We start from the raw sequence: 10,958 nt of genomic DNA, 5'->3' as shown, positions 1-10,958 counted from the left end.
CCTTTGTAGCACGGTAGTTATCTGCATCTGCTACCGGTGCGGTGATCAGGCTGTCTTTGATGGCATCACATTCGCTTGTAATGTAAGCAATGCAGTCGGCAAAGCTGCTGCGGGGAAGGCTAAGATCTTCACCGATATTATACACTTTATCGCCCAGCAGCGGTACACCGCCATAACGCCTTACCAGCTCAAAGTAAAAATAAGCGCGCAGGAACCGCGCTTCGCTTCTCCACACCTGGGTGGTTGTAGTACCATTGGCAAGCCCGCCCTTTACCGGCACTACGCCAATGCCATTGATGAAAATATTGGCGTTGCGGATGCCAGCCCAGAACGATTCCGGCACCCCGGTATTATTGGGCGACTGTGAAAGATTGGTGCCTTCCCATAGATTTTCCGCACCCGGGAAATTGAAAGCAGTTACCGCATTGGTAGCAATGAGGGTTACCGGTATATTACCGCCTGTTTTGGAAGATACCGCATCATCCGACGCTGCATCCAGGTAATCACCGCCTACCCGGTTATGGCCGTTCTTCACAATGGCATAGATGCCATACAGGAACGACTGTGCATTTACCCCTGCAGAATCCAGCGGATCAAATACATAGTTGCCGGTCACCTTATCTACCGGGAACTGCTCGTATTTTTTGCAAGCGCCCAAAATGACCGCTGCCAGCAGGAAAACAGCTATTGTATGAATATAATTTCTTTGCATAGCTCAATCTCATTTATAACTTAATATTAACCCCGGCAGTTACCACTCTTTGTATCGGGTAGCTATTGGGCATTACTTCCGGGTCCATTCCCTTAAATCCTGCAATGGTGAACAGGTTCTCCCCATCCAGGAATATTTTCAAACCGGAGATGCGGATCCTTTTCAGCAAACTGTAAGGCAATGAATATCCCAGCTCCGCATTGCGTAAGCGTACGTAATTGCCATTCTTCAGGTAAAAAGTGGAGAACAGGGAGTTATTATTTGCCGCAGATACTGCCAGGCGGGAGAGCGTAGCCCGGTCGGCCGTTTCCGGCGTCCAGCGGCCGGTGGCGCTGGCATATGCCTGCCCGTTAGTAGTTGAATAATCCAGGCCAAAATGATCGATCACATTATTCTCCACACTGATCTGCCGGTTGGCCACTCCCTGGATAATAACGCTGAAATTAAATCCCTTGTAATTGGCGCCCAGGGTTACGCCGTAAAAAGCCAGCGGCTTGCGGCCCCCGATGGTGGACTGGTCAAAGTAATCGATCACACCATCACCGTTAAGATCTTTGTACTTGATATCGCCGGGGCTGGGGGTATACCCTGCTATATGCGCGCTGGTGGCGGCATCATGCGCATCCTGGTAAAGTCCTAATGCCGTATAGCCGTAGAAGGTACCTGATACCGGCAAACCGGTGCGGCTGTTCCAGGCATAGGGCGTTGCCAGCTCGTCGTTGTAAAGGATCTTTGAATAGGCCAGGCTGCCATTGGCCGTTACAAAGTAGTTGAAATTGCCTGCGTGGTTGTTATAGGTCAGCGACAGCTCTATGCCCTGGTAAAGGTTCTTACCGATATTCTCCAGCGGATAAGCTGTTCCCAATAGGGCGATGGAGTTGCCGCGAAAGCCCAGCACATCGGAATAGCGGTCGTGGTAATAATCAGCGGTCAGCTGCAAACGGTCATGCAGGAAAGAGATATCAGTACCAATATCCAGCTTATCCCCTTTTTCCCAGGTGATGTATGGATTAGCCAGGGTACCCTCATACTGATAGTATACATTGGTGTAGCTGGTGCCTACCTGGTAATTCTTATTATTGTTGTTGGAAGAATAAGTTTGTGAATAGGCGTAATACAGCGCTGAGTTCAGGTCAATATTGGCATTGCCGGTTCTTGCATAGGTAGCCCTCCATTTCCAGCCGCTGATCCAGGAAATATTATCCTTTATAAATGATTCACGCCCCATTTCCCATCCCAGGCCTGCGCCGTAGAACAGGCCCCACTGGCCGCCGGGCGGATAACGGTTATTCTTGCTGCCAATGAGCGTGGCATTCACGAAATACTTATTCTCATAATCGTAACCTGCTCTTGCACCTATATTCGTAGTGGTGGAAGCCAGGTCGTAGTTGGCTACAATGGACTTCACATCATACAACGCCTGGGCCGTTACATTACTTTTATTAAAGTGCCGGTCGTAGTTCAGGCTGAATTGCCCGAAGGACTGCCGGGAAGTAAATACTGTACGGAACTTGTTGTTCTGCGCAACGGTAGCACCATAAATGAGGTACTCATTATTGATCAATCCATAGGAAGGGTTTTGCAGGCTTCTGTCCAGCGCTGTAATGGACTGGTAAGATAAATTCCCTTTCAGCTTTGCGCTTAGCCCGGGCAATACGCTGTTCAGGTTATAATGCAGGTCTACATTCGCCAGGATGTCATTGGTATTATTCTGTGTATACCCTGAGTACTGCGCCCTGGACAACAGGTTATTACTATAAGGCCCGTTATTGCCGCCGATATTATTACCGCCGAAAGTGCCGTTGGGATTATAGATGGGATAGGCGTTATTGGGCGTGGAGTACAGCGCCGACAGCAGGGCATTGTAATCATTCCCCGGCTCGCGCGCGTTCTGCACCCGGCCAAACAATTGCAGGTCTACATTCAGGTTTTTATTAACCTGCACGCCTATATCGGAATTGATGATATAACGCTTTAAGCTGTTGTTGGTATTATAGGTAATATCCGGGCTGGTTTTGAAGATCCCCTCCTGGTCAAAATAGCTCAGTGATACGGAATAACGCGCTACATTCGTACCCCCGTTCACGTTCAGCTTATAATTGGAGATGGGAGAAGATTTCCGCAGCAGGGTATTAAACCAGTTCACATCCGGATGGCCAACAGGATCGGTATGCTGCCGGTAAGCATTGAAATCCTCCTCGCTATACAGCGGGGGCTTGCCGTCATTTGCCAGCGTTTCATTCAGGAGGTAAGCATACTGGTAGGCCGGCAGCGGCTTTGGCAGGCCTAATGACTGCTGCACGCCGGATTGCGCTGTAAACGAAATACGCGGGCGCCCCAGCTCTCCCCTGCGCGTAGTGACCAGCACCACGGGGTGTGAGCTGTTATTGCCCAGCAATAAGGTAGAGAAGCCATCTTTCAGCACTGAAATGGATTCGATGGATTCCGGATCAATAGAAGAGATCTCCCGCTGCACACCGTCGATCACAGTTATAGGCGTTTGCCCGCGTACGCTCAGGGCAATCTCTGAGTTATCTGTTGACCGGTTGTTATTGGAGCTTGCATTTACCAGTGTTTGCCCGATCACCTCGGGAGAAGATATTTCATTTACATTGAAAGAGGTGAACCCGCTATTCTGTTTGGTGTACACGCCGGACATTTGGCCCGGGAACGCATATACGTACAGGGAAGCCGGCGTGGTGGTAAGCTGGTTGGTATAAATGGTGGATACGGCGCCCAGCACGCGTGAACGGTCTACCCGCTCATACAGCATGTTCACCTGTTGTGGCGATCTCAGGAAAGCATCCGTTAGCTGCACATCCAGGGCGGTTCCCGCTTTTACGGGTAATTCACGGGCATAGTAATCTTTATAGGAAAACACAAGCGTGGCGCCTGCGGGTGCATCTATTTCAAAATGCCCGTTCTTATCCGTGAATACTGCAGCTGCTTTATTTTTAACGCCCACCTTTACACCGGGCAGGGGCTCATTAAATTCATTCACAACCGTGCCATTTGCCCATCCCGGATGAGCCATGCTCTTTGTGGTGGTATCCTGTGCTGACTGAAAGGCGCGCGTAGTATGCGGAAGCGCCAGCAGACAGGCTACACCGATCAGGCATATATTATAGTACCAATAGCGCATAGAATCAGTTTTAAACGATGATTTTGGTAGTAGCAATGATCAGCCACATTTAAACTTATAAGTGAAAGGTGCAGTGGTATTACCATAGCCAACCTGCTTAGTGCCGGATTTATCCCGGATATAGTAGGTCATATTAGTGACCGTTTGACTATCGTTGATGCCAAAGAACGAGCGCGGCCAGAGGGTGATCTCATACCGCCCCCTGCCCGTGAGCTTCATCAGTGTTTTGCTGGTTTGCTCACAGATAATGATCGTTTTACCATCATTGGTGGTGCCCGTGGCGCAGAGGTATACTTCACTGCTTCCTGAAAGGGCTGTATTGGCTACATTGGAATCGAAGGTGATGGTCACCAGGTCATTATCCAGGGACTTGGGCGGTGAAATAGTGGTGAGCTGCGGATTACAGAAGTCAACCAGGTCGCCGCTTCCACCGGTTACTGTAAAACAGTCGCCGATATATTCATTATAATATTCCGCAGTAGGTCCGTAACCTGCATCCACATTGCCATCAGAAGTAAAGCCATTGGTAGTATTCGCCACTACATACGCCAGCTTTACAAGGGTGGGGTTATCGTCTGCCCCTACTTTCAGCTTAAGGAAAATAGAGCCGGTGATCTTGGTGCCATTGCTGTAGGTGAACGGCACATCGCTTTGCATCACTACCCATTCCATATCATCTATCAGGTTGCCGGCAATACCAAATGTTGCGCGCATGTAGTCCGGCCAGTTCTTCCCATCCCCATGCGGGGCCAGGGTGCTGAGCGGCGTCATTACAAAGCTGCCATCCCCTTTGCTGCCTTTGTAAGTGGCGGTTAAGTTCTGTGCACCTTTCCAGCCTTTGGGCATCAGCACTCCCAGGATCAGCTTATCAGAACCATCGGAGTTACAGGATACATCAATATCCAGCTGAATAGGCACCACATCCCCTACCTTGGCAGATGCGGGAATGGTCACCTTGGTGATCTTTATATGACAGAAGCTGAAAATAACGGCCACTATCAGCAGTGCGGCCAGCATCCAGATCCGCTGTCCTTTGATTCGTAAACGTGGTAACATATAATAATCAGGTAAGTTTTCAGAAATCAGTTGTCCCTTGAAAGTGTATAGATATAGGCATTCAGCTCACAGCCGGGAACGAAGCTGAGGTTTAACAGCCTCACACCGGCACTCGTTGGATAATTGAGCGAGGTAGTGATGGCAGTACCTCCTTCAGGCGTAAGCGTGAGCTTGAACGGGTATTCCGGATCATCCAGCGCATACTTCCCGTTTGCCTTCACCAGGAAGGGCAGCTTGTTCTCCAGCGTGTAATTGCCCGTGGAATCAAACCGCAGCCTGAACTGTGTAAAATCAAAAACGTTGGTAATGTCCGTACCATTCCGGGTGGCCTTAATAATTTTCCAGCGGCCGGTTAAATTCTTGGGCGCTTCAGCTACCGGGGCAATCTCCTCTACTTTACAGGAAGCAAGGAAAACGATACAGGCAGCGATGAAGAGTATAAAGCGATTCATATCATACGGGAATTAAGATTAATAACCTGGGTTTTGAACTAATTCCGGCGACTTACCCGTTTCTGAAAGCGGGAACGGCCACAGGTACATTGCCGGGCGGAAATTATGTTTGGTAACGTTGAATGGCTTGTAGGTAACAGCGCCTCCATTGCGGTTCACTTCCATGCCCATGGATTGAATGTTTTCTGTTTGCGGCGCTATCTTCCATCTTCTCACATCCCAGAAGCGGTGCCCTTCATACGCCAGCTCCACTCTTCGCTCATTCTGGATACGGGTGCGCATTTCAGCCTGTGAAAGGCCGGTGGGCAGCTGGTAAGGATCCAGCCCTGCGCGCTGCCGTACTGCTTCCACAGCGGCGTATACATTTCCGGTAGGACCTTCATATTCATTGGCAGCTTCTGCATAGTTCAGCAATACTTCGGCGTAGCGTATCAGCGGCATTACCCTGTTGCTGCCAAAGCTGAGGGTAGCTGCAATGGCGGCAGGGTCCAGCATTTTATTATTGTAATACCCTGTAAGCGTACCCTGGTGCACTGCATCCTGCCCGGTGAGGATGCCGTTATAATTGCCCACGAAAATGTTCACAGGAGCAGATCCGTTCGTTTGCCCGTTACTGGTACGCACCAGCAATACCGTTTGATCGTGGATGATGCTGTATTCCAATCTTGGGTCACGGTCTTTATAAGGATCAGCAGGATTATAGCCGGAGGTGGGATCGGTGATGGGCTTTCCATTTCTCATCGGAAAAGCATCCACCAGCCCCTGGTAAGGGAAAGAGCCGGAGCCATTGCTACCCCGTGAAGGAGGCAGGCATATATTCTCAAGATCACTGTTGCCCGTAGGGCGCATCAATTCAAAAATGTATTCCGTATTCACACGTAAGGGGAACAATCCCTGGAAGCCATAACCCGGTAAGCTTGTCTGGTAATTATTCACGGTGTTCAAAGAATACACGCCCATGGCAATTACTGCCTGGGCGGCATTCTCCGCCAGCTTCCAGCGGTTCATATCAAACGTGGGATAACCTACCAGTGCAGGATCTACTTCCACTCCGCCACCCGGGCCCGCATCTGCCGGCAATGTGGTGCCATTGAACAGCGGGCTGGCTGCGTATAACAGCACTCGTGCTTTCAATGCCAGGCAGGCTCCTTTGGATGCGCGTCCGTAGTTGAGGCCCATTTGCGTGGAAGGCAGTATAGCGGCGGCAGCATCACATTCAGAGAGGATGTAATCCACACACTCCGCATAAGTATTCCGCTTTGCCTTAATGGGTTTATCATAGGTAAGCAGGGTATCGCCTACCAGCGGCACACCGCCGTAATGCTGCACCAGCAAAGCATAATACCAGGCGCGCAGAAAGCGTGCTTCTGCTACCATCTGGGTTTTGTAAGCGGGCCTTAATGGTGCGTTGGGAAGGTTCTTAATTAATACGTTCACTGCGCGGATGTTGCTGTAGCAGGTCTTGTACGGCTCCTCCCCAATGATGCCGGCATTTACCGTACCGGTTGCAAATTGTGTAGCGGGTGTAGAAAAAGCATGCGAGGGTTCCGCCTCATCACAGGCCGCCTCCAGCCCGCCGCAAACAACATAGTTATAGGAAAAGCGGCTCAGGCTTGCACTTAACCCTGTATTGGAATAAATATTGGCTAAGAAACCAACGGTCCTGGAACTGTCGGCAAAAATAGTTTGTTCGGTCAGGTTGGTGGTAGAGGTGGCAGTAAGGAAGCCCTCTTTTTTGCAGGATGCATACACCAATGCCGATGCCATTAGCACTAAAACGGGAATTCGTTTTATCATAAATTGGCGTGGTTTATTTGTATCAGTGACTAGGTTGCCCCAAAAAGTTCTGTTAGCGTGGTATAGTATTAAAATTCTCTGATCTGGCTGATGATACTAAAATACGATTACTAAACCGGTTTAGCAAATTAAATCAATTATTTTTCTCAAAGTATTGATGAAAAAACAAGGCCTGGTACCGGATGGAATTAGACCAGTATTCCCAGGCATGTGCACCCGGCCTTACGGTATAGTCATGCGGTATATTCCGCTCCAGCAGCGCTTCATGCAGCTTGTTATTATACCGGATGAAAAAATCGTCTGCCCCGCAATCAATGGTAATAGCCAGCTGGTTAGGCGTTACCAGGTACAGCATGTTCACCACACTGTTCTTTTCCCAGCGCTCCGGGTTCTCACTGTATTTTCCCAGCACCTCATCCAGCCCAAAGCTTTGCGGAAAAGCGCGCAGGTCTACTCCCCCGCTCATGCTGCCCACTGCGCCAAAAGTATTGGTATGCCGGAAAGCCAGGTACAGCGCGCCATGCCCGCCCATGCTCAATCCCGCAATAGCCCTGCCGTTACGGCTCGCAATCGTGGAATAATGCTGATCGATCCAGCTCACCAGCTCACCTGCAACATAGGTTTCATACTTTGAGCCGGCTTTTACCGGGCTGTCAAAATACCAGCTGGCAAAATCGCCGTCCGGGCATACAATGATCATGTGATATTCGTCTGTCAGCTTTGCCAGCCCTGTATCTTTTTTCACCCAGTCGCTGTAATTACCGCTAAACCCATGCAGCAGGTAAAGCACCGGCAGCCTGCTTTTGCTGCTGTAATTCCGCGGGGTGATCACAACGGCTTTGATCTCTTTGTGCATGGCAGCGCTGAATGTAGTAACAGTATCCACCTTTGCTGCCAGCAGCTGTGAAGTATACAGTATGCTTAGCAGTAATAAACTAATTCTGAAAATGTTCTTCATAAGTCGGGCTATCTGGCTGCTGCAATGGTAATGGTGTGCAGCTTTGGTTGATTGATCTGGTAAATTTTATCTGTAAGGATATTCATTTCTTCCTGCCATACTTCACGCAGGGCTTTGTAACGGGCGCGGGAAAAGTTATCCTTGTTGCCGCCTACCGCCCAATCTGTTGCTGCATGGGCATTCACAGAATCCATTGCTGCATTATCATCCTTGAAAAGCATTCCTCTTGGTTTCAGGAAATCAAATTCTATCCAGGCATACATTCTCAAACGTCTTTCAATATCCCAGCGCTCTTCATTCAATTCCCGGATCTGGATCGCCTGCTGGTATTCCGGCGTGCGGGTATTTTCAGCCAGGTTAATACCTGCCGCCAGCTGGCCTGCATCATAAACACCTACTTTTTCACCATCCATCAACAGGTTATAGCTGCCTGCCTGTAACCCGCTCACCTGCAATATTTCCTGGTTAAACTCTTTCATAAAAGGCACTACTTTCAGTGCATCTGCCTGTTTATTGTGATTGCCCCAGCCGCGCGGAATAGTATCCAGCGGGTAAGGGAGCGACTGCGCCAGGTAGCCAAAGCTGATACCGGATGCTGTTGCTGTTAGCCCATTGATCTTACAGTTCAGCGCCTGCTGTACCTTTTTGGCAGCTGCATCGATCTTTATGCCGGCAACTGGTTTGTCAGCAAGGCCCTGGGCCTTCAGGAACAGGTACGCCATTACCATATGACCATCATTATCAGGATGGATACGGTCACCGGGCGTAAGGCTGAAAGTGGAATCCCGCTGCTGTTCGCGTTGATTAATAGTTCTCATAGGATGGTAAAAATCAACAAACGGCCATCCGTTCTTCTTTGCCGCCTGTTCCTGGAAGGCTACTACTTCGGTCAGGGCTTCGGCTTTGTGAGGGAAGATATTTTTATCCGTGAACTTAGTTGTTTCATCATAAGGCGAAGTGCCAATGAAGATCTTCTTAATATCTGCACGCTTTTTCAGCTGCTCTTCCACCAAACGGTAACTGCTATACGAACGGTCCAGCTTTTTCTGCATGGTATCCTTTCCATCTGCACGGTACCATTCAAAGTAGCCGGTATCATTCATGCCCCAGGTAAGGGTAAGCACCGTGGGCTTTTTTGAAAGCACATCATCCTCAAAGCGCTCATAGATCTGGGTAATAACATCCCCTCCTATCCCGGCATTGAGGCAGGTAATGCGCCTGCCCGGAAAATGGGTCATGTAGTACAGCCAGATGTAGGAATGATAGTGGCCCCCGTCGGTAATACTGTTGCCAACAAAAACAACACGGTCGCCCTGCTGAAAAGGTGCAGGACCTTGCTGCGCTTTTGCCTGTAAGCCCGCTGCAGCCATGAACAATAACAGTAGTTTTCTTCGCATGTGCTTGTATTAATTAATTCCCCATTGCTGTGCGGGTGCAGGCCCCATTACCAGCTCCAGCAAACCGCCCCTGGCAATTTCCCGGTAGTCGATGTGGCACTGGTTAAGCGGCTTCCCATTCAGCCTTGCGCTTTGTATATAAATATTCTCCGGTGAATTGTTGATGGCTTTGATGGTAAAGCGGCCCTTCTCCAGCTTTAAGCTTACCTGGTCAAACACCGGGCTGGTGATCTCCTGCCGGGTATCGCCCGGGCACACGGGGTGCAGGCCAATAGCTGCCAGCACATACCAGGCCGACATCTGCCCTACATCTTCATTACCTACCAGGCCTTCTACACTGTTATGATAGGCCCTGCGGCAAATGGCCCTGGTCCATTGCTGTGTTAACCAGGGTTTTCCCAGCCTGTTAAACAGGAAAGGCACGTGATGCACCGGCTCATTGGCATGATTGTAATAATCATTCCACATCATATTCTCCGGCGTATGTGCAAAGAACGACTCAAGATCGCTGATCACTTTTTCTTTTCCTCCCATAAGCGCCACCATCCCATCTACATCCTGCGGCACAAACCATCCCTGCTGGTAAGGATTACTTTCCATGGTGCCATACCAGGCCGTCATACGGCCTGCATCCGGCCATGGCAGCCAGTTGCCCGCTGTATCGCGGGGCCTGAACCATCCTTTTTCCGCGTCAAAGATCTTTTTATAGTTCCCGCCTCTTAAAGCGTATTTCTTTTCATCGTCCGGGTGATGCAGCGCTTTAGCCAGCTGTGATACACACCAATCGGTGTAAGCATATTCCAGTGTATAGGAAAGGCAAAGGTTTCCCGGTGTATAACCTTTATCCCCGTTTCCAAAGCGCTCTACCGAATTAACTGAAAGACGGTATGCTTCCGGCACATTATAATTGCGGATCCCTTTTGCATAGGCGTCTGCGATCACTGATACAGCGGGATTGCCCAGCATACAGCCTGAATAGGCATTGAGCAGCTCCCAGCGTTCCAGGTAATCTTTATTCTTTTCCTGCGCCAGAGTAACCAGCGAATTAACCAGGTCGTTGATCAGTGAAGGATTGATAATGGTTTGCAGGGGCATCTGGCTGCGGAACACATCCCATCCGCTGAAGATGGTGCGCTTGCGGAAAGTGCTGCCCCTATGTACCTTACCATCTCCGCCGGTATATTTACCATCTACATCCTGCACAATGCGCGGATCTATCATGGTATGATATAATGCAGTATAGAATACCTGCTGCTCTTCTTTTGTGCCGCCGGCTACCTGTATGCGGGAAAGCTCCCTGTTCCACAGCTCACGGGCACGGCTATGTACTTTATCAAAATTCCAGTCCTTTATTTCCTGCTGCAGGTTAGCTGCTGCGCCTTCCATGCTTACGAAGGAGATGCCTGCTTTCATGAATACCTGCTCTCCCGCCTTTGTATCGAAC

The 10,958-nt window shown here is 49.7% G+C and carries 8 protein-coding genes; all 8 read right to left on the bottom strand.

The genetic code is table 11. The annotated features are described in order from the left end of the window. On the bottom strand, nt 1-712 hold a 712-nt coding region (locus tag VIM87_RS05400), incomplete at its 3' end, for a RagB/SusD family nutrient uptake outer membrane protein (protein WP_331995989.1). 13 nt (nt 713-725) lie between these two features. Then, nucleotides 726-3,746 (bottom strand): SusC/RagA family TonB-linked outer membrane protein, encoded by a 3,021-nt coding sequence (locus tag VIM87_RS05395; RefSeq protein ID WP_414649593.1) that lies wholly within the window; start codon nt 3,744-3,746, stop codon nt 726-728. Between the two features lie 147 nt (nt 3,747-3,893). After that, nucleotides 3,894-4,910 carry a DUF4961 domain-containing protein gene (locus VIM87_RS05390; RefSeq protein ID WP_331995987.1) on the bottom strand — a complete coding sequence of 339 codons (1,017 nt, stop codon included), beginning with the start codon at nt 4,908-4,910 and terminating at the stop codon, nt 3,894-3,896. A gap of 26 nt (nt 4,911-4,936) precedes the next feature. Further along, complete coding sequence (locus tag VIM87_RS05385) at nt 4,937-5,362, bottom strand: DUF5004 domain-containing protein (RefSeq protein ID WP_331995986.1); 426 nt, start codon at nt 5,360-5,362, stop codon at nt 4,937-4,939. Nucleotides 5,363-5,380: 18 nt separating this feature from the next. Further along, entirely contained in the window at nt 5,381-7,159 is a 1,779-nt protein-coding gene (locus VIM87_RS05380; RefSeq protein ID WP_331995985.1) for a RagB/SusD family nutrient uptake outer membrane protein, read from the bottom strand. Between the two features lie 133 nt (nt 7,160-7,292). Next, on the bottom strand, nt 7,293-8,117 hold the full coding sequence (locus VIM87_RS05375; RefSeq protein WP_331995984.1) for an alpha/beta hydrolase family protein: 825 nt from the start codon (nt 8,115-8,117) through the stop codon (nt 7,293-7,295). Nucleotides 8,118-8,125: 8 nt separating this feature from the next. After that, nucleotides 8,126-9,514, bottom strand: coding sequence for an SGNH/GDSL hydrolase family protein (locus VIM87_RS05370; protein WP_331995983.1), 1,389 nt, complete (start codon nt 9,512-9,514; stop codon nt 8,126-8,128). Between the two features lie 9 nt (nt 9,515-9,523). Further along, nucleotides 9,524-10,958: glycoside hydrolase family 92 protein (locus VIM87_RS05365; RefSeq protein ID WP_331995982.1), on the bottom strand; the 1,435-nt coding region annotated here is incomplete at its 5' end.

The sequence above is a fragment of the Chitinophaga sp. genome, assembly GCF_036569125.1.
In the GTDB taxonomy this organism is placed as follows: domain Bacteria; phylum Bacteroidota; class Bacteroidia; order Chitinophagales; family Chitinophagaceae; genus Chitinophaga.
This window is presented reverse-complemented; position numbering and strand designations above follow the sequence as displayed.

Coding starts and splice junctions, on each gene's coding strand:
- VIM87_RS05370 (WP_331995983.1), bottom strand. CDS start 9,514: ATGCGAAGAAAACTACTGTTATTGTTCATGGCTGCAGCGGGCTTACAG.
- VIM87_RS05395 (WP_414649593.1), bottom strand. CDS start 3,746: ATGGCTCATCCGGGATGGGCAAATGGCACGGTTGTGAATGAATTTAAT.
- VIM87_RS05380 (WP_331995985.1), bottom strand. CDS start 7,159: ATGATAAAACGAATTCCCGTTTTAGTGCTAATGGCATCGGCATTGGTG.
- VIM87_RS05375 (WP_331995984.1), bottom strand. CDS start 8,117: ATGAAGAACATTTTCAGAATTAGTTTATTACTGCTAAGCATACTGTAT.
- VIM87_RS05385 (WP_331995986.1), bottom strand. CDS start 5,362: ATGAATCGCTTTATACTCTTCATCGCTGCCTGTATCGTTTTCCTTGCT.
- VIM87_RS05390 (WP_331995987.1), bottom strand. CDS start 4,910: ATGTTACCACGTTTACGAATCAAAGGACAGCGGATCTGGATGCTGGCC.